Genomic DNA, 17,675 nt, shown 5'->3' with positions numbered 1-17,675 from the left:
CGAGCCTAATGAAATGACGCCGAAAACTCCAGCGCTTCTAGTCGACGACACTTAACTGTTGCCGGGGGGCCGCTGTGCCGGCGCTGAGCGCGTCATAGGGATCGTCGGGCGCGAGAATCATGTCGACCACCTGTCGCAAGAGCCTTCGACGCCCGCGCTGGGAATAGAAGCCTCCGGGAATCTGCGAGGTTTCAAGGAGATAGTGGCGATAAGTGCGGTAGGCACGCGCGTCAGGACGGCGTGGTGAGGCGTAGAACTCCGCAAGCGCCTGGTCTGAGACGAATTCGGGCTTGGAGTAGACCGCGCGGCCGAAAGCCTTGAGCGGCAATCCGCGCCACAGGACCTGCTGGCCGGCGGTGGAATTCACCGTTACCGCGCTGCGTGCGCCATCCAGTACCCGGGCAAGCTTGCCTCCACGCAGCAGGTGGACACGGCTGGCAATTCCAAGACGCCGGGATCCGGCGCGGATCGTTGCAGCCAACGCGGCGCGTTCGTCCTCGAGCGGGTGTGACTTGAAGACGAGGTGGTGGTGGGTCGGCGCGCCGCGGGCGAATTCCTCTAGGCATACGGTCACGAACTCAGCCATTGTCGAGAAGTCGGAATGGGCTCTGAAACTTGCATCATGTTCGAGCTGTAAGAGTATAATATGATACGGAAACCGTCCGTTCTTGATGCGGAATGTCGTGGTCCAACGCTCGGCCCGGTGAACGGGCATATTTAGAAGACGGCGCAAGTAAAGCCTGAACTCCTCGCCCACAGTGATCCCGCGATGCGGCCTGAAACTCCTGTAGCGCCCATTCCGCGCCATCACGAGGAAATGGTAGAGCGCGCCGTAGAAGATGTGTTCGCGCATATCGCCCCAGTGGGTCGGCGGCCGCGGCAGATCCATCTCGAACCGAGCGAGAGCGGTGGCCATCTGGTTCACCGTCATCGACATGAGGCGCGAATGGCCGTTTGAGCCGGCGCGCTCATAGGTTGCCCAGTAGGGCCGAAGGTAGCCCTCTTCGAAAACGTGGACGGTTATTCCGCGCTGCTTCGCCTCGGCGATGGCTGCGGCGTGGATCGCGCGGCTGTCGCCGTAAAGCACGAGATCGGTGATTCCGAGATTCTCGAAAAGCGTGGCGCAATGTGCCGGCCAGTCCTCGGGTCGGCCGGTGAAGGGAATGTATCCCCGTCGACGCCAGAAGAATTCGTCGCCACGATTGAATCCGACACGCCAAACCTCGGCCCCGGCTAGGCGCAGCATGTCGCCCAACTGCCGGAAGAACGGGCCGTGGGGGCCCTGCAGCATCAGGAATCGGCTTGGCTCATGCACGTTTCGCATCATGGCGCGCACTCTTACTCGACAGTCGCTAACGATCCTACCCCCTGCTTTTGCGTCATCTTGCCCTGTTACGGCCCCCGAAGCAGCAGGGGGATGGATCGCAACGAATGCGTGCCTGCAATGGTGCGTACGCCTCTTGCGGTGCATCCGGGGCCGGGCTAGGCAGAGAGAAACGGAGGTCCTTCCATGTTCACCGGGATCGTCACCGATATCGGCGAGGTGCTGGATCTTGAGCAGCGCGGCGATCTGCGCGCCCGCATCGCCAGCGCCTATCCGGTCGCTGGCATCGATATCGGCGCTTCCATCGCCTGCGACGGCGTCTGCCTGACGGTGATCAGCACTGGCACAGAGCCAAAGGGCTGGTTCGACGTCGAGATATCTGCCGAAACGGTGTCAAAGACGAATATCGGCCGGAATGGCTGGCATGTCGGCAAGCGCATCAACCTCGAACGCGCGCTCAAGGTCGGCGACGAGCTTGGCGGTCATATCGTTTCGGGCCATGTCGACGGCGTGGCAGAAATCATCGGCGTGCAGGACGAAGGCGACAGCACGCGCTATTCCTTTCGCGCCCCCGAGGCGCTTGCGGGCTTCATCGCGCCCAAGGGCTCCGTTGCGCTGAATGGCACGTCGCTTACAGTGAACGAGGTCTCGGGCGCGGAGTTCGGCGTCAACATCATCCCGCACACCAAGGCAGTGACGACCTGGGGCGAAGCCCGCAAGGGCGATCACGTAAACCTCGAGATCGACACGCTCGCCCGCTACGTTGCGCGGCTTAGGGATTGGGCGAACAGGTGATCGGGTCGGGCCACAACGGAAAGTTATCACCGGCTTGCGACTTGTTCGGCGCGGGCGCTGTAAGGATCGTTCGCTGACCTTCGCCTGCGGGCTGGCAAATGCCCATATGTTCGGATAGTGCAGCGGCGAACACCATGTGACAACGGGACTGATGCGATGACCGACGACCTCAAGGCGGCGATCTCTCCGACCGAAGAGATCATCGGCGAGGCGCGCAACGGGCGTATGTTCATCCTCGTCGATCACGAGGATCGCGAGAATGAGGGCGATCTGGTCATTCCCGCCCAGATGTGCACGCCCGATGCGATCAATTTCATGGCCACCCATGGGCGCGGCCTGATCTGCCTGACATTGTCCACGGCGCGGATCGATGCGCTGGGCCTTCAGCTCATGTCGCCGAAGAACTCCTCGCGCCACGAGACCGCGTTTACCGTTTCGATCGAGGCGCGAGAAGGTGTTTCGACCGGCATCTCGGCGCATGATCGCGCATTGACCGTCGCGGTGGCGATCGACCCGACCAAAGGATCGGCCGACATCGCCACGCCCGGCCATATCTTCCCGCTTCGCGCCCGCGACGGCGGAGTGCTTGTCCGCGCAGGCCATACCGAGGCGGCGGTGGATGTCGCGCGGCTCGCGGGCCTCAATCCTTCCGGCGTGATCTGCGAGATCATGAACGAAGACGGCACGATGGCGCGTCTGCCCGATCTCGTGGCCTTCGCCCAGAAGCACGGGCTGAAGATTGGCACGATCTCGGACCTCATAGCTTACCGGCGGCGTCACGACAATCTTGTGCGCGAAACCGCGACGCGGCAGGTGAACTCGGCCTATGGCGGCGACTGGACGATGCGGGTCTTCACCGATCAGACCGAGGGCACCGAACATGTCGTTCTGACCAAGGGCGACATCACGACGCCGGAACCTGTGCTCGTGCGCGCCCACGCGCTCAACATTCTTGAAGACGTGCTGGCGCTTGGACCTTCGGCCGAGGGCGAGCTTGCGCGCGCGATGCGGATCATCGCCAAGGAGGGTAGGGGGGCTGTGTGTCTCTTCCGCGACCCAAAGGCGAAGCTCGTCATCGAAGAGGAGGATGGCCCGCGCACGATCAAGCAGACCGGGCTCGGGGCGCAGATCCTTTCAGCGATGGGGCTGCGCGAGCTGGTCCTGCTCACAAATTCGCCGCTGACGCGGTATCTGGGACTCGATGCCTATGATCTGACGATCAAGGGTACGCGGCCTATCGAGGAGGTCTGACGATGGCCGGACAGGAAACACATCACACACTCGATCTGCCGCGTTTCGACAAGAGGGTCCGTCTGCTGATCGTCGTCGCGCCGTACTACAAGGACATCGCCGACAACCTCGTTTCCGGCGCGCGCGCCGTTGCCGACAAGGCGGGGGCGGGGGTTGATCTGGTGGAAGTGCCCGGCGCACTCGAAGTGCCAAGCGCGATCGCGATGGCCAGCCGGATGGCTGATTATGACGGCTTTGTCGCGCTCGGCTGCGTGATCCGTGGCGAAACTACGCATTACGAGACTGTATGTAACGACAGTTCGCGAGGGCTGACGATGCTCGGCCTCTCTGGCGTCTGTGTCGGCAACGGAATCCTGACGGTAGAGAACCGCAAGCAGGCCGAGGTGCGAGCCGATCCGGCAGGTCAGGACAAGGGCGGTGGCGCAGCGGCCGCAGCGCTTCATCTTGTGGCGTTGTCGCGCAAATGGGCGAGCCAGAGGAAAGGCATCGGTTTCAAGCCGGCGGAGGAGGAGTTCCGCATCGCGGGCGGCAGCAAGGGACCGGCCCGCGCATGAACAACCCGGACCACAAGCCGAGCGCCGAGGAAAAGCGCAAGATGAAGTCGGCGGCGCGCCTCTATGCCGTGCAGGCGCTGTTCCAGATGGAGGCGGCGGGCCAGACTGTCGACGCCGTCACGCGAGAATTTGAAACGCACCGCTTCGGCGCAGTCTACGAAGGGGACGAGATGGTCGAGGGCGATCCCGACCTCTTCCGGCGCATCGTCGAGGATGCCGTGAACTGGCAAGCGAAAGTCGACCAGTTGACCGATCGAGCACTTGTAGCGAAATGGCCAATCGATCGGATTGACCCGGTGCTCAGGGCGCTCTTCCGTGCCGCGGGGGCGGAACTTCAGGACGAAGCGACGCCGCCCCGGGTCGTGATCAACGAGTTCGTGGAAATCGCGAGCGCATTCTTCCCCGAGGGCCGCGAGCCGAAATTCGTCAACGCCGTTCTTGATCACATGGCGCGCGAGACGCGTCCCGAGGCGTTTCGGTGACGGTCGTCGCCGAGATCCTGATTGGACTCGTCGCAGTGATGCATCTCGGCTTCCTGTCGTTCGAGATGTTCGCCTGGCAACGCTTCGGCCCTAAGCTCTTTCGCCGGTTCCCGCCCGAGCTGTTTCGCTTGACGGTGCCGATGATGGCCAACCAAGGGCTCTACAACGGGTTTCTCGCCGCCGGTCTCGTCTGGTCCCTGATTGCAGAGGGCGCGTTCGGCAGATCCTTGGCCATATTCTTTCTCTCCTGCGTCATCGTCGCCGGCCTTTTCGGTGCCGCAACGGTGTCGCGCCGGATCGCCTACGTTCAGGCTGCGCCTGCCGCCATTGCTCTCCTATTCGTCTGGTTGAGCTGACGGGGTGCGACAGCGTGCCGCTCGGCGCGCCGAGAGACTCGCAGTAGATTGGAAGTGAAGGGAGCCCTGTCATGCCCGCGCTCATCCGTCTTTACATCTGCAATGTGCTTATTGGTTTCGCACTATCCGGCGTATTCGTCGCATCGCTTCTGTGGCTCAATGTCGCCAATCTCTGGCACCTCATTTCGACCTCGCCCGAAGGCTGGATCGCCGCGCTGATGCTGTTCGTATTCAATGGCATCGTCTTCGCGGGTGTTCAGTTCTCGATCGTGGTAATGCGGATGGAACAGAAGGACGAAGACCCCCCCAAGGGTCCGCGCCTTCCGGCTTCGGTCTCGGTTCTCGCGCCGGTCCGCATATCCTCACCTGTGAGGGCGCGCCGCTGAGCGCTATCAGGTCCTAATCTTCGGGAAGTGGCGGGAACCGCGGCGACCGTGGAGGCGTGTTTTTCCCGAGAGCCTGGTTTAACCAGGTGGGCGCCGGGTACCGGGACCACGATCCCGGCAGAGCCAGCTCCCTCGGAAGAGAGTATCGGCCACTGGAAAAGGGCCCCGCACGAGAAGCGCAGAACCCGCCGATCTCAGAAATAGGACGCCTCAGGCGTCTCGACAAGGGGTCTGTGTTCCACGTCACGGCTGTAATGCGTGGCTAACAGCCTCAGACAGGCGCGATTGGGATGGGCGTGGCCGCGCTGGGGCTGGACAGGTGTTCACTTTATGTTCATATTTTGACCATGCCCGATGACCTGATGCCTGGCCAACTTCTCGCGCGTGGTGTGTGCCGCCATCTTCTCCAGCACGGCTTCGTAACGGTGGAGGAGCTGATGCCGGCGCCCGGCCTTAGGCTCGATGTGATGGCACTTGGACCGAAGGGTGAAATATGGATCGTCGAATGCAAGTCGAGCCGGACGGATTACGTTTCCGATCGCAAGTGGCGGAACTACCTCGAATGGGGTGACCGGTTCTTCTGGGCAGTCGACGCGGACTTTCCCGCTGGCCTTCTGCCCGAAAATACGGGGCTCATGCTCGCCGACGCCTACGATGCGGAGATCCTGCGCCTGGGACCCGCTTCGCCGCTTGCCGGGGCACGAAGGAAGGTGATGCTTCAAAAATTCGCGCGCCACGCGGCGCTGAGGCTTCAGGCGTTCCGCGATCCGGGCGTCACCGTTTCGGGGATTTACCCCTGACATTCTTGCCCATGCCACGCGCGGCCTCGGCCGCAGCGCGTAGCTCCTCGGCAATTTCCTCGGCCTCGTCGGGGTCGAAATCGAGCGGCAGTTCGATCCCCTCGGCCTCGACGTAGATGCGCACCATGCCAAGCGTCGTCGGACCGATTTGCAGATTGGCTGCGATATCGCTTTCCTTTTCGATGCCCATTTCGGCGATCCTCCGCTCACTGGCTTTCGCTAGCGTGATACGGGCGCGCGAGACAAGACGCATGTTCGGCTGCCCGCTGCAATTCCGCGCGGCAGCATCTCGCCAGCCCGCAGATGCACAGGTATCCGGCTGACGACGCACTTGCAATCATTTGGACAGGGGGCTAAATGCCCACTTAAGTGCCGACGTAGCTCAGTTGGTTAGAGCACCAGATTGTGGATCTGGGGGTCCCCCGTTCGAGCCGGGGCGTCGGTACCATCCAACTGACTGATTTCCTTGGTCATTGCCGAAAGCAAGGGTTCCTTGCAGGTGCTGCAAGGATCTCGTCTTATTTCCGGAAGCGGATCCCCGGGCAACGAGGCATCGGTGACACGTCTTCGTATTGGCGAGCCTATCTCTGGCGATCTCCGTCAACGTGACCATCAATGCTTTGCTTGTCGCCGGCGGCCGGCGGTCAATCGCTTCGGCTATCGCACGAAGTTCGCGGCGCAAGCCGCGGATATGGTCGATCAGTGACGGAACATTCGGCGCCGCGTCGGATAGCAGGGACAGGTACTTGCGCAGATCGCAATTCAAGGGGATGCGGGCAAGATCGAGTTCGTCGGAGCGCGGACTTTCGTCCGCCTCGGCCGACTTGACCTATCTCTCGCGCACCCAGCAGCGAATTTCCCTAAGCAGCAGGCGACGCACGAACGCGACACCTTCGTCCTCAGGCAATCTCGTGTCACGCCCCCCAATGCCGGGATGGCAGTTTCCGGTTAGGAAGCGCACTCGCTTCGTGCCGTTTCAGGAAATCGGCCCGCGATTTCGCCATGACGCGCATGGGTGGCAGCACTCCTTGCCAAACAGTGATCGGCAGCTCATAGCCGCTAGGTACGTCTGCACGGATCCTTTGCTCACTCACCTGTGAGCTTTCCCGGAGCGAAGCTGACTTCGCACCAGAGCCCTTCTTTTCGGAAATCGAACACGATATCTGCCGACAGGTCGGTCTTTAGGACGATCTCGATCATCTTGCTGCCAAAGCCGCGGTGTTCGGGCGGCGACACCGCAGGTCCGTCGTTCTCCTGCCAGACTAGACGCAGACTGCTGGCATAGGGGCCACCCTCCCAATCGTAATCGACGGTGACATACCCCTCCGGAACAGACAGTGCGCCGTATTTGAGTGCATTTGTCACCAGCTCGTGAAGTGCCATCGAAAGCGAGGTTGCCTGCTGCGCAGAGAGACGGACCTCGGGACCGGTGACCCGAAAGCGGTCCGCGCCCCCCGCCTCGCCCGAGGTGTGGTCCAGGACCTCGCGCAGATTCGCGCTCCTCCAGTTCGCCTTGGTCAGCAAATCGTGCGCGTGTGCCAGCGCGCCGAGTCTTCTTGTCAATATCTCGGCGGCATCGTGAGGCAGTGTCTGCCTGGCAATGCCAGCGATCACGGCAATGGTGTTTTTCAGGCGATGTTTCGTCTCGGCGACCACGACCTTGAGATGCCGTTCGGCTTGCTTCTGCGCACTGATGTCACGCAGAACGATTGACCAGTCCCGCGAATCGGCGAGCGGATCGCGCTCGCGGATCGGGCTGATGACGACTTCAAACTCACGGTCGGAGAGATCGGCCGCTTCGAACACAACTTCTTCATCCGATTGCAGTACGGCCTCGTTGAACCAGTCGGGCCGGTCTTTCAGTTGGATGGCCTCACTGACCGGTCGTTCCAGCGAAGATTGCGCATGAGTGATGAGACCTTCCGCGACCTTGTTGCATTGTTCGATCCGGCCGTGCGCATTCACCCGCAGGATAGCGTTGGGAGAGCTGCGCACGATGGCGGCAAGTTCGTCGGCCTGCCTCCGCGCTTCGCGAAGTTCCTCCTCATAGGTCCGTCGCTCGCTCGCATCAAAAATGGTGAAGTCGAACCTTTCGATCTCTCCCATGGCATCGCGGCGCGCGATCCCACTAAGAAGGACGGGCAAAGGTGGTCCTCGCTCGACCTTAAGTTCGCAGGATATCTCGCGTACGAAACCTTGTAGTCGCATCATTGGGGCAATGTGGGTTTCGTAGTAGATCCGCCCTGGAACCGTCAGACAGGCGGAGAACATCACCCCGGTCTCGATCTTGCCCGATATCCAGCCCATCCAGTGGGCCAACGTCTTGTTCACATACGCAATACGGCCGTTCGGTTCGGTGACGACAATCCCGCAGGGGGCATCGTCTACCAGTTCGGAAGAATGATACAGATCGCTTCTGGCATCACTGCCCTGCATCAGGCCGCCTCGAGAAAGTTGCGCATCGCGGAGACGGCGTCCGTTGGCACGGTCATGTGAGGGCAGTGACCCGTGGCCTGAAGGATTTCAAGCTTCGACTCTGGAATATGGTCGCGCATCCACCAGGCGACATCCATCGGCACCAATGCGTCCTGGTTACAATGTATAATTAGGGCGGGACGCTCCAGGCGCTCGAAATCTGCTCGCCTGTCGGCAAAGAAAGTGACATGGCCGAAATGCCGCGCAATTCGCGGATCGGTCCTGCAGAAACTCTGGGTAAGCTCGATCGCGGCCGGAGCGTCCGGATCCTGGCCGACTATAGTCGGTGCCATCTGATGCGACCATCCTAGGTGATTTTCGTCGAGAAACTTAACCAGACCATCCAGATCCTCGCGGGAATATCCTCCATTGTATCCGGTCGCCGGGTCTTCCAGAAACGACGGGCTCGGAGACACCAATATCAACCGCTTCATGCGTTCAGGAGCCATGTTTGCCGCCAAGACGGCGATCGTTGCCCCAATCGAGTGACCTACGATGATCGCATCCTTCAGGTCGAGATGAGCGCAAATGTCCAAGAGGTCCTCGGCATGCGCGTCAAGTTTCGCATAGCGACGGGGCTCGTATTCCGACAAATCAGAACCTCCCATGCCCGTCAAATCGTAGGTGACGATCCTGAAATCCGGGGTGAAGCTCTGTACGACATCGCGCCACATCGACTGATCGCAGCCGAAGCCGTGCACGAACACCAAGGGTCGACGTTCCACTTCGCCCGTGTCCCTCACGTTATTGCGTGCCAAGATCATAAGCTGAAGAACCGATCGTATTCGTCGTTTTCCATGAGGATAATCACTTCTCGATCGGACAGAAGCAACCAGATGTGGATGCGCCGCATCCAATGTGTGACCCAGCACTCCGTCCCGTTGTCGTTCGAGCCGGAGAGATTTTGAAGCATTGCCAAGCGCCAGTGCCGAAAGGAACTGCTGTCAAATCGTCAAATTGCGGCTCGATGCCTGCCACGGAACGCCGTAGACCGCAAAAAACCGCGCCACTGAATGTTGGCAACGGCTCGGAAACAACGCGGGCCACTAACAGCCCTTTTCTGCCTTTGTTAGGCTTTCCATGCTGTAGCGGCGACCATCAAGTCTGTCGTCGGCGCCAGGGTTCTTACGACGACAGCGGTGCGGTCATTCTCGCGGTCTCAAGCGGCATACTTGGCGACCTACAAGCGCCGGCGATGATGACTGTCGCGTCCTGACTCACTATGCTCCGCCAAACGCACCGGCCTTCACGCCGTAGTCCACCGCGACGCCGTAGTCGGGGTCGTCGTCACTGTCGATCATGAGCTGTCCGGCGCGGTTCAGAAGCCGGTGGCAGTCGCGGCTGAGATGACGCAGGATGAGCGATTTGCGCTGTGCTTCATAACGCGCTGCGAGCGCCTCGATCGCGGCCAGCGCCGATTGGTCCGCCACCCGACTTCCGGCAAAGTCGACGATGACGCGATCGGGATCGGTTTCCGGTGTGAAGAGTTCGGCGAATCCGTCTGTCGAACCGAAAAACAGTGGGCCTTCGATCTGATAGACTTTGGCACCGTCCGGGCCGAAGCTTGTCCGCGCCTGGATTCGCTTGGCGTTCTGCCAAGCATAGGCCAGCGCCGAGACGATGACACCGGCGACGACGGCGGTGGCGAGATCCGTCGCCACTGTGATCGCAGTCACCAGAACTATGACGACCGCATCGACCGTAGGTACGAGGCGCAAGACCCGGAAGGTCTGCCAGGCGAATGTGCCGATAACGACCATGAACATGACGCCGACAAGGGCCGCAAGCGGGATCTGCTCGATCGGCGCCGAGCCGAAGAGGATGAATGACAAGAGAAACAGCGAAGCGGCCACGGCGGCAAGCCGAGTGCGTCCGCCCGAAGTCACATTGATCATCGACTGGCCGATCATCGCGCAGCCGCCCATGCCGCCGAAGAACCCGGTTACCGTATTGGCCACGCCCTGGGCCACGCATTCCTGGCTGGCGCCGCCGCGTCTGCCCGTAATCTCGCCAACGAGGTTCAGCGTCAATAGGCTCTCGATCAGGCCGATCGCGGCAAGGATCACCGCATAGGGAATGATGATCTCCAGCGTCTCGAGGGTCAAAGGCACGGAAGGCACGTGAAACGTGGGCAGCCCACCCTGAATCGAGGCGAGATCGCCAACCCGCGGCACGTCCATACCGAAGCCGATCACGAGGGCGGTGACGATCGCGATCCCGGCGAGCGGCGCGGGAATCGCCTTCGTGAGCCGCGGCATCACCCATATGATCGCCATGGTGGCGGCGACAAGCGCGAGCATTGTCGCGAGCGGCAATCCCGTGATCCAGGCATGCCCGCCGTGATCGTCTGGCACGCGGAATTGTTCGAGTTGGGCGAGACCGATGACGATGGCGAGGCCGTTGACAAAACCCAGCATCACGGGATGCGGCACGAGGCGAATGAACTTGCCGAGCTTCAGAAGACCGGCGGCAATTTGCAGCAGTCCCATAAGGACTACGGCCGCGAAGAGGTATTCGACACCATGCACCGCGACGAGGCTGACCATTACCACCGCCAATGCCCCGGTGGCCCCGGAAATCATCCCCGGCCGTCCGCCGATGAGCGCCGTAATCAGCCCGACGATGAACGCGGCATAGAGCCCGACCAACGGATGCACACCTGCGACGAAAGCGAAGGCCACCGCCTCCGGAACCAGGGCGAGCGCCACCGTGAGACCCGACAGTATCTCCGTCCTCGCGGCGGCGGAGGAAGGCGGGAAGGCCGGCGCATGGACAGGCGACACGGCAGCGGCGAATGCCGCAAGCGCGGAGCGGGGCATTGGAAACCTCAGGGAATTGGACTGTTCGCTGGGGCGCATGTATCGGCAAACAACAACGAGCGAAACCCTTCGCCGGGAATTTGCGGACGAGTGCGGCAGGATCAGTAGTATGGCGGGAAGGGCCAGGAACCTATGAGCCCTACGTGATCAATGAGCCAATTCGGCCGTCAAGCGCGGCGAAGACTTGTTCATTTCAATGTGGCGCCAAAGGGTTATCTGCCAGATCTTGGTTCCGGGGCTGGTGTGGAGCGCGGGACCGTGTGGCATCGCTGCGAGAAAACACGAAACCGAGGAGTTTTAAGGGTCACAATTTCTATGGCGGCATTCGATTAGTGAAAAACCAACTCTGAGCCCTTCGCGCAAGTCGGTGCCGCAAGAGATCAAAGGGACCAAGGGTACGTTCCTAGGTAGTTTGATTCCTTGTCCCAAACTCCAGGAAAATACCGGCCCAGGCGAGGTCGAACTGGAAACTCGCGGCGCAAAGCATCGTTCCATGCTACACTGGAAACCGGATTGGAAACTGCTCGATCCTGGGTTTCTTGGGAGCAATTTACATGAACATGTTCACCAACTTTGCAACGGCCGCATTGATGCTGAGCGGCGGGACGCTCGCTTATGCGCAAGAGGCCGTCTGGACCCTCGATGGGCTGGAGACGCCCGAAAGCGCCTACTATGACGACGCTCGCGCCGTGCTTTACGTCTCCAACATTGCCGGCGAGCCTGCAGCAAAGGACGGAAACGGCTACATATCTCGCGTAAGCCCCGACGGAGAAATGTTGGAGGCGCAATGGGTCACAGGACTTGACGCGCCCAAAGGGCTAATCAGCGACGGTGCCACGCTCTATGTAAGCGATATCGACCGACTGGTTGCCATCGACATCGAAGCAGGAGAAATCGCCGAAACATGGCCGGTCGAAGGCGCAGTCTTTCTCAACGACACGGCGATCGTCGGAACAACGGGGGTCTATGTATCCGACATGATAGCTGAAAGGATCCATGTCCTCACGGACGACGGGCTCGCCGTGTTGGCAGAAGGGGAAGCGCTCCAACACCCCAATGGGCTCAACGTGTTCGACGACAAGCTGATCATTGCCGCTTGGGGCCGTGATCTGCAGGACGACTTCACCACCAAGATCGCCGGGCATCTTCTTACGGTTGATACCGAAACCGGAGCCGTAGCGAACCTTGGCTCAGGCGAGCCGGTTGGCAACCTCGACGGGTTGGAGCCGGACGGCAAAGGCGGCTGGTTGGTGTCGGACTGGATTGCGGGTGGCGTGTACCGGATCTTGGCAGATGGAAGCCATGACCTGCTACTCGATCTCAACATGGGCAGCGCCGATCTGGAATATCTGCCCGACCGCTCGCTGCTGATCGTGCCGATGATGCTCGACAACACGTTGGTGGCCTACCGCATCGACTAGGGCGCGCGCAGCGCTCCCCGGCGCGGGGCGAGATGCGATCAGGGTTCCTGATGTAGTCGCGCGATCATGCGCGTACCGAACACGCGATACTTTCGCCAAATGGACGTTGCCGTCGTACCTGCGACTGGCCATCGCGTAAAATACAGTGGTACTTGCGGAAGTGAGTGCCGGCTTTACTTGCCCACCCCGTCTTGCCCGCTGAAGCGTCGGTTGGCGGTGCCAGATGCTGCGCAAATGCTCCAACTGCCGGTTCGGCGTAGCAGATTAGGCGCCTCCCTATTGTAGTGACTGCTGGCCGGGATCACGGGGCTGGGTCAGCTACTCTCTCGGCGCAGCAGAGTTTGGCTCGCCGCGATCAACCACCCGTCTGAACTGATGCGCCGCGATCTGGTCTGGTTGTCAGAAAATCCATTTAGATTCAATGGCGCAGGCAACTTGCGGATCTGAGAGTCATCGTTCGAGCGCGGGATGCGGCACCATCCCCACGGCGGCTATTCTCCCGCCGATATCTGTACGCGCTGGCGCAGCGCGCCGCTGTCTGCGTCGAGGATCAGGATTTCGTCCTTTTCGGTGACGACGGCAATCCAGCCGGAACCGAAGGTCACTGCGCGCGCTGCTTCGCCTTCCGGCAGGCGTATGCCGTCGGGAAGGGCCGGCCGCGGTGCAGTCGCTGTCGGGAACCGGATGACAATCAGTGCGACGATCGTTATCAGCCCCACAATCATGGTTCCGGAAAGGATCGTCACCAGAGCCTTGAGAAAGCGCAGCTGAGGCGGCAGATCCGTCCCGGCGTCCGTATCAACCGGAGCCTCTTTCATGTCGGACATCGCCAAACGCCTCCTCAGCGTTGTGATTGGGCCAAACCCGCCCGACCGCCTTGATAAGGCGCTGGCCCGGGATGTGCCAGAGGATGCCGCGCTGTCGCGGTCCCGCATCGTGAAACTCTTGGCTGAAGCCGGGGTCCGAAGGGCCGGGAAGGTCGTGACGGATGCCAAGGCGAAACCGGCCGAAGGCCAGGTCTACGAAATCGCACTCGTGCCCGAGGTAGAGACCGAGACGGCGCCCGAAAACATCCCGCTCACGGTGCTCTGGGAGGACGAGGACCTCATTGTGATCGACAAGCCTGCGGGAATGGTTGTTCATCCCGCACCGGGCGCGCGCGCGGGAACGCTGGTGAATGCGCTGCTCCACCATTGCGGCGACACGTTGTCGGGTGTCGGCGGGCGCAAGCGGCCGGGCATCGTGCACCGGATCGACAAGGACACGACGGGTCTTCTGGTTGTCGCGAAGTCTGACCGCGCGCATCACGGACTGGCGCGGCAGTTCGAGAAGCACAGCGTGAATCGGCGCTACATTGCGCTTGTCCACGGTGTGCCGGACGTCGCCGATCCACGGCTGCACGGCGTGAAGGGCACGAGTTTCGAGCCGGGGGGCGTATTGAAAATCACTACCCAGTTGGCGCGCCATAGGACCGACCGGCAGCGGCAGGCGGTCCGGTTCGAGGGCGGACGCCATGCCGTGACCCGGGTCCGGGTGCGCGAAACATATGGTAAGCCACCTGCCGTCGCGCTCGTCGAATGCTGGCTCGAGACGGGACGCACACATCAGATCCGCGTCCACATGGCGCATGTCGGCCACGGCCTTGTCGGCGACAAGACCTATGGCGGCCGCCGCAAACCGCCCGCGAAGGCACTTGGCGCCGAAGCCGCCGCGGCGATCTCGGGCTTTCCCCGGCAGGCGCTCCACGCCGCCACGCTCGGATTCACCCATCCCGTCTCCGGTCGCGACATGGCGTTCGAATGTCCGCTTCCGCACGATTTTCAGGCACTCGCGGATTTGCTTGCCGCCTTGGCACCCAATCCGTGATCGCGAGACATGAAATGCATGTGAAGCGTTGACACATTTCTCGCAGAGCGACGGAATCTCGATCATTTCACGTTAAGCTCTGTGCACTGGCGCACTTGTACGGAACGATGGGGGTGTCTAATGTGTTTATTCCTCGACCTGAACAGGGGTTAGAGATGACGACATACGCCAACCTTCCGGCACCTAGCCCCGAACAGGGGCTGAACCGCTACTTGCAGGAAATCCGCAAGTTTCCGCTCCTCGAGCCGGAAGAGGAATACATGTTGGCCAAGCGCTGGGTGGATCACGAGGACAGCTCGGCCGCCCACCAGTTGGTCACGTCGCACCTGCGGCTCGCCGCGAAGATCGCGATGGGTTATCGCGGCTATGGCCTGCCGCAGGCCGAGGTGATCTCGGAGGCCAATGTCGGGCTCATGCAGGCGGTGAAGCGGTTTGATCCGGAAAAAGGCTTCCGGCTCGCGACCTACGCCATGTGGTGGATCCGCGCCTCGATCCAGGAGTACATTCTCAGGTCCTGGAGCCTCGTTAAGCTTGGCACGACTTCGGCGCAGAAAAAGCTCTTCTTCAATCTTCGCAAGGCAAAAAGCCGGATCGGCGCTCTGGAAGAGGGCGACCTGCGCCCCGAGCATGTCGAAAAGATCGCCCATGACCTGAACGTGAGCGAGGATGAGGTCATCGCCATGAATCGGCGCCTGTCGGGTGGCGACGCCTCTCTGAACGCGACGATCGGGTCTGAAGACGGCACAGCACAGTGGCAGGACTGGCTGGAGGACGAGGATGCCGACCAGGCCGGCGCCTACGAGGAGGCGGACGAACTGTCGGTGCGGCGCGAGCTGCTGGAGCGCGCGATGGATGTGCTGAACGATCGCGAAAAGGACATTCTCATGCAGCGCCGGCTGCTCGATGAGCCGGTGACCCTCGAAGACCTGTCGTCGCAGTACAATGTCAGCCGCGAGCGGATCCGCCAGATCGAGGTGCGCGCCTTCGAGAAGCTGCAGGCCCAGATGCACAAGCTCGCGCAGGAGAAAGGGATCGCGGTCCCGGCGTAACGCGCACTAGGCCTGTCGCAGGTACGCGTCGATCTCGGCGAAGATTTCCGCATCATGACCGATCCAGATATGCCCGCCGGTCGCGTAGCTCAGCAGTTTCGCGCCGGGCACGGTTTGTGCGATATGGCGCGCCGCGTCGAGGGTCAGAAACCGGTCGTCCTCGAGCGAAATCGCAAGGGTTGGCGCAGCGATCGCAGTCAACTCCTGCGGCGTAGGGTTGCCAGCGTGTAGGGCATCGTTCAGAAGCCCGCGCGCCCGCGCGCTGACCGGAAGGATCGAACGCAGGATCTCGCCTGCGCGGGCCCGTTCTTCTGGTGACGCGGCTTGCACGAGCGCAGGATCGGTCGCGAGAAGCGTGCCGATCATCCTGCCCTCGGCGAGCGTCATGCCAGCCCAGAACAGGAAATCCGACTGCAATCCGTATCGCATGATCGCAGCGCCGAGCGCGTTGGGGCGCATCGGCGGGCGGTCCGGCGCAAAGGCCGCTGGCACGAGAGTGACGAGCGCCTCGCAACGCTCCGGATGGCGGATGGCGAACTCGATGGCCGAAAGCGCGCCGGCCGAACCCCCGATCACCGGAATGCGGTCGATGGCAAGCGCGTCGAGCAGGTCGGCAAGCGCGTCCGCCTGATGCGCGGGCGAGGGGTCGGCGGGAAACTCCGAAGAGAGGTAACCGAAGCGAGACGGTGCGATCACCCTCCACCCGGCACCGGATAGCCGTCGGGCGAACAACAGCCCCTGATCGAAGCCGCCGCCGGTCCCGTGCAGCATCAGGACGGGTGGGCCGTGTCCGGCCTCGGCCCACTGCACCATCCCAAACCGCGTCGACGCCAGTCGGGTCGGCGCAGCGATCCTCCCGCGCGCCTCGGCGACGGCGTGGTCAAATCGCTGTTTCGCCGGAAATCCAACCGCCGCAGCCGCGGCTGCGAGCCCGCCGATCCCAAGAACTGCGCGCCGCTTCATGCGAGCCCCTTGTTTTGCGGGCAGTCTGAATGCGCAGACAGCGTGCCGCCTTGACCCAAGTCACCTGGACGAACCGATTCTCGGACCTCCGTATTGCAACGTCGCGACCAATGGGTCTTGATGTATCTGACAAGAGAGGGGCTGACCTATGAAAACCGTCAACTGGGGCGTGCTTGGCGCAGCCAAGTTCGCCCGTGAGCACATGGCGCGCGCGATACATGAGGCCGAGGGCGCGCGGCTCTTCGCGCTTGCCACGTCGGACGTGGAGAAGGCCGCGCCGTTTCGCTCGTTCTGCCCCGATCTCAGAATACACGACAGTTACGACGCCCTTCTGGCCGATCCCGAGGTCGAAGCCGTCTACATTCCGTTGCCCAATCACCTGCATGTCGAGTGGACACTGAAGGCGCTTCGCGCTGGCAAGCACGCCCTGACCGAGAAGCCCATTGCGATGAAGGCCGAGGAAATCGACGGGTTGATTGCCGCGCGCGACGAGACGGGGCTCTTCGCGACCGAGGCCTACATGATCGTCCACCACCCGCAATGGCAGCACGCGCGTGCGCTGATCGCCGAGGGGGCGATCGGGCGCGTGCTCCATGCTGATGCGCATTTCAGCTACGACAACCGCGCAGATCCTGCCAACATCCGCAACCGGCCGGAAACAGGCGGCGGGTCGATCCCTGATATCGGCGTCTACGCCTATGGCTCCGTGCGTTGGGCGACGGGTGCTGAACCCGTCGATCTGCGCGCTTACATCAAGCGGGAGAACGATGTCGACGTCTTCGCCCAGGTTAGGGGCGAGATGAAAGGGCCAAACGGCCGTTTCACCTACCAGGCGATGACCTCCATGCGGCTTTTCCCGCGGCAGGAGGTCATATTTCAAGGCGAGTCCGGCCTCATCCGATTGACCGCTCCCTTCAATGCGGGACTGTTCGGCGAGGCGCAGGTTCACTTGTTTCGCAACGACTCCGCCGACCAGGTCCGGCGTTTCCCCGGCGCGCGTCAATATCGCAGTCAGGTCGAGGCGTTCTGTCGCACTATTCGAGGGGGCGCGGCCTATCCGTGGACGCTCGAAGATGCACGGGGCACCCAAGCGATGATCGACATGGTATGGTCAGCTTCGGAGTGACGCGCCCG

General features: G+C 61.8%; 18 protein-coding genes, 1 tRNA gene and 1 other RNA gene. 12 read left to right on the top strand and 8 right to left on the bottom strand.

Annotated elements, in window-relative coordinates; all coding sequences use genetic code 11:
* Positions 1–37: 37 nt before the first annotated feature.
* Positions 38–1,291 (bottom strand): capsule polysaccharide biogenesis protein, encoded by a 1,254-nt coding sequence (locus DEA8626_RS10900; protein WP_245890826.1) that lies wholly within the window; start codon positions 1,289–1,291, stop codon positions 38–40.
* 219 nt (positions 1,292–1,510) lie between these two features.
* Here DEA8626_RS10900 and DEA8626_RS10895 point away from each other — a divergent pair, with 219 nt between their 5' ends.
* From DEA8626_RS10895 to DEA8626_RS10870, 6 genes are all read left to right on the top strand, one after another.
* A complete protein-coding gene (locus tag DEA8626_RS10895; protein ID WP_108852972.1) occupies positions 1,511–2,119 on the top strand; it encodes a riboflavin synthase in 609 nt (202 codons plus the stop codon).
* A gap of 156 nt (positions 2,120–2,275) precedes the next feature.
* Positions 2,276–3,370, top strand: a complete 1,095-nt coding sequence (ribB, locus tag DEA8626_RS10890) for a 3,4-dihydroxy-2-butanone-4-phosphate synthase (protein WP_108852971.1) — start codon at positions 2,276–2,278, stop codon at positions 3,368–3,370.
* A gap of 2 nt (positions 3,371–3,372) precedes the next feature.
* The gene (locus DEA8626_RS10885) at positions 3,373–3,924 is read left to right on the top strand and encodes a 6,7-dimethyl-8-ribityllumazine synthase (protein WP_108852970.1); all 552 of its coding nucleotides are present in this window, start codon (positions 3,373–3,375) and stop codon (positions 3,922–3,924) included.
* Positions 3,921–4,406, top strand: coding sequence for a transcription antitermination factor NusB (nusB, locus tag DEA8626_RS10880; RefSeq protein WP_245890825.1), 486 nt, complete (start codon positions 3,921–3,923; stop codon positions 4,404–4,406). The genes DEA8626_RS10885 and nusB overlap by 4 nt, the downstream gene beginning before the upstream one ends.
* Complete coding sequence (locus tag DEA8626_RS10875; protein WP_108852969.1) at positions 4,403–4,762, top strand: DUF1304 domain-containing protein; 360 nt, start codon at positions 4,403–4,405, stop codon at positions 4,760–4,762. Before nusB ends, DEA8626_RS10875 begins: the two co-directional genes overlap by 4 nt.
* A 71-nt stretch (positions 4,763–4,833) precedes the next feature.
* Entirely contained in the window at positions 4,834–5,148 is a 315-nt protein-coding gene (locus DEA8626_RS10870) for a hypothetical protein (RefSeq protein WP_108852968.1), read from the top strand.
* A gap of 30 nt (positions 5,149–5,178) precedes the next feature.
* Here DEA8626_RS10870 and ssrS read toward each other — a convergent pair.
* Positions 5,179–5,336, bottom strand: a non-coding RNA gene (gene ssrS / locus DEA8626_RS10865) — 6S RNA.
* A 159-nt stretch (positions 5,337–5,495) separates the two neighbouring features.
* On the opposite strand from ssrS, the gene DEA8626_RS10860 reads away from it, so the two are divergent.
* On the top strand, positions 5,496–5,948 hold the full coding sequence (locus tag DEA8626_RS10860; protein ID WP_108853429.1) for an MmcB family DNA repair protein: 453 nt from the start codon (positions 5,496–5,498) through the stop codon (positions 5,946–5,948).
* Here DEA8626_RS10860 and DEA8626_RS10855 read toward each other — a convergent pair.
* A complete protein-coding gene (locus DEA8626_RS10855; protein WP_108852967.1) occupies positions 5,923–6,138 on the bottom strand; it encodes a DUF6324 family protein in 216 nt (71 codons plus the stop codon). The genes DEA8626_RS10860 and DEA8626_RS10855 overlap by 26 nt on opposite strands.
* A gap of 181 nt (positions 6,139–6,319) precedes the next feature.
* Between DEA8626_RS10855 and DEA8626_RS10850 the strand changes: the two genes are divergently transcribed.
* A tRNA-His gene (locus DEA8626_RS10850) sits at positions 6,320–6,396 on the top strand.
* Positions 6,397–7,034: 638 nt separating this feature from the next.
* On the opposite strand, the gene DEA8626_RS10845 is transcribed toward DEA8626_RS10850, so the two are convergent.
* The 3 genes from DEA8626_RS10845 to DEA8626_RS10835 form a co-directional block, all read right to left on the bottom strand.
* Positions 7,035–8,384 (bottom strand): sensor histidine kinase, encoded by a 1,350-nt coding sequence (locus tag DEA8626_RS10845; RefSeq protein WP_108852966.1) that lies wholly within the window; start codon positions 8,382–8,384, stop codon positions 7,035–7,037.
* Complete coding sequence (locus DEA8626_RS10840) at positions 8,384–9,187, bottom strand: alpha/beta fold hydrolase (protein ID WP_108852965.1); 804 nt, start codon at positions 9,185–9,187, stop codon at positions 8,384–8,386. Before DEA8626_RS10840 ends, DEA8626_RS10845 begins: the two co-directional genes overlap by 1 nt.
* 456 nt (positions 9,188–9,643) lie before the next feature.
* Positions 9,644–11,242, bottom strand: coding sequence for a SulP family inorganic anion transporter (locus DEA8626_RS10835; protein ID WP_108852964.1), 1,599 nt, complete (start codon positions 11,240–11,242; stop codon positions 9,644–9,646).
* 554 nt (positions 11,243–11,796) lie between these two features.
* Here DEA8626_RS10835 and DEA8626_RS10830 point away from each other — a divergent pair.
* Positions 11,797–12,663: an SMP-30/gluconolactonase/LRE family protein gene (locus tag DEA8626_RS10830; protein WP_108852963.1), complete on the top strand. Its 867-nt coding sequence runs from the start codon at positions 11,797–11,799 to the stop codon at positions 12,661–12,663.
* A 491-nt stretch (positions 12,664–13,154) separates the two neighbouring features.
* Here the strand turns inward: DEA8626_RS10830 and DEA8626_RS10825 are convergent, their stop codons facing one another.
* Positions 13,155–13,490, bottom strand: a complete 336-nt coding sequence (locus DEA8626_RS10825) for a DUF6476 family protein (protein WP_181366407.1) — start codon at positions 13,488–13,490, stop codon at positions 13,155–13,157.
* Between DEA8626_RS10825 and DEA8626_RS10820 the strand changes: the two genes are divergently transcribed.
* Both DEA8626_RS10820 and rpoH read left to right on the top strand, forming a co-directional pair.
* Entirely contained in the window at positions 13,480–14,529 is a 1,050-nt protein-coding gene (locus DEA8626_RS10820; protein WP_108852961.1) for an RluA family pseudouridine synthase, read from the top strand. The two genes, DEA8626_RS10825 and DEA8626_RS10820, sit on opposite strands and share 11 nt — an antisense overlap.
* Positions 14,530–14,684: 155 nt before the next feature.
* Positions 14,685–15,578 carry an RNA polymerase sigma factor RpoH gene (gene rpoH, locus DEA8626_RS10815; RefSeq protein WP_108852960.1) on the top strand — a complete coding sequence of 298 codons (894 nt, stop codon included), beginning with the start codon at positions 14,685–14,687 and terminating at the stop codon, positions 15,576–15,578.
* Positions 15,579–15,584: 6 nt separating this feature from the next.
* On the opposite strand, the gene DEA8626_RS10810 is transcribed toward rpoH, so the two are convergent.
* Positions 15,585–16,541 (bottom strand): alpha/beta fold hydrolase, encoded by a 957-nt coding sequence (locus DEA8626_RS10810; RefSeq protein ID WP_108852959.1) that lies wholly within the window; start codon positions 16,539–16,541, stop codon positions 15,585–15,587.
* Positions 16,542–16,689: 148 nt separating this feature from the next.
* Between DEA8626_RS10810 and DEA8626_RS10805 the strand changes: the two genes are divergently transcribed.
* Entirely contained in the window at positions 16,690–17,667 is a 978-nt protein-coding gene (locus tag DEA8626_RS10805) for a Gfo/Idh/MocA family protein (RefSeq protein WP_108852958.1), read from the top strand.
* Positions 17,668–17,675 lie beyond the last annotated feature (8 nt).

It is taken from the genome of Defluviimonas aquaemixtae, from assembly GCF_900302475.1.
Lineage (GTDB): Bacteria > Pseudomonadota > Alphaproteobacteria > Rhodobacterales > Rhodobacteraceae > Albidovulum > Albidovulum aquaemixtae.
This window is presented reverse-complemented; position numbering and strand designations above follow the sequence as displayed.

What these genes read in the sequence shown, in the direction of transcription:
- nusB (WP_245890825.1), top strand. Translation starts at nt 3,921, where the DNA reads ATGAACAACCCGGACCACAAGCCGAGCGCCGAGGAAAAGCGCAAGATG.
- DEA8626_RS10870 (WP_108852968.1), top strand. Translation starts at nt 4,834, where the DNA reads ATGCCCGCGCTCATCCGTCTTTACATCTGCAATGTGCTTATTGGTTTC.
- DEA8626_RS10845 (WP_108852966.1), bottom strand. Translation starts at nt 8,384, where the DNA reads ATGCAGGGCAGTGATGCCAGAAGCGATCTGTATCATTCTTCCGAACTG.
- DEA8626_RS10860 (WP_108853429.1), top strand. Translation starts at nt 5,496, where the DNA reads ATGCCCGATGACCTGATGCCTGGCCAACTTCTCGCGCGTGGTGTGTGC.
- DEA8626_RS10895 (WP_108852972.1), top strand. Translation starts at nt 1,511, where the DNA reads ATGTTCACCGGGATCGTCACCGATATCGGCGAGGTGCTGGATCTTGAG.
- DEA8626_RS10830 (WP_108852963.1), top strand. Translation starts at nt 11,797, where the DNA reads ATGAACATGTTCACCAACTTTGCAACGGCCGCATTGATGCTGAGCGGC.
- ribB (WP_108852971.1), top strand. Translation starts at nt 2,276, where the DNA reads ATGACCGACGACCTCAAGGCGGCGATCTCTCCGACCGAAGAGATCATC.
- rpoH (WP_108852960.1), top strand. Translation starts at nt 14,685, where the DNA reads ATGACGACATACGCCAACCTTCCGGCACCTAGCCCCGAACAGGGGCTG.
- DEA8626_RS10805 (WP_108852958.1), top strand. Translation starts at nt 16,690, where the DNA reads ATGAAAACCGTCAACTGGGGCGTGCTTGGCGCAGCCAAGTTCGCCCGT.
- DEA8626_RS10855 (WP_108852967.1), bottom strand. Translation starts at nt 6,138, where the DNA reads ATGGGCATCGAAAAGGAAAGCGATATCGCAGCCAATCTGCAAATCGGT.
- DEA8626_RS10820 (WP_108852961.1), top strand. Translation starts at nt 13,480, where the DNA reads ATGTCGGACATCGCCAAACGCCTCCTCAGCGTTGTGATTGGGCCAAAC.
- DEA8626_RS10840 (WP_108852965.1), bottom strand. Translation starts at nt 9,187, where the DNA reads ATGATCTTGGCACGCAATAACGTGAGGGACACGGGCGAAGTGGAACGT.
- DEA8626_RS10885 (WP_108852970.1), top strand. Translation starts at nt 3,373, where the DNA reads ATGGCCGGACAGGAAACACATCACACACTCGATCTGCCGCGTTTCGAC.
- DEA8626_RS10825 (WP_181366407.1), bottom strand. Translation starts at nt 13,490, where the DNA reads ATGTCCGACATGAAAGAGGCTCCGGTTGATACGGACGCCGGGACGGAT.
- DEA8626_RS10835 (WP_108852964.1), bottom strand. Translation starts at nt 11,242, where the DNA reads ATGCCCCGCTCCGCGCTTGCGGCATTCGCCGCTGCCGTGTCGCCTGTC.
- DEA8626_RS10900 (WP_245890826.1), bottom strand. Translation starts at nt 1,291, where the DNA reads ATGCTGCAGGGCCCCCACGGCCCGTTCTTCCGGCAGTTGGGCGACATG.
- DEA8626_RS10810 (WP_108852959.1), bottom strand. Translation starts at nt 16,541, where the DNA reads ATGAAGCGGCGCGCAGTTCTTGGGATCGGCGGGCTCGCAGCCGCGGCT.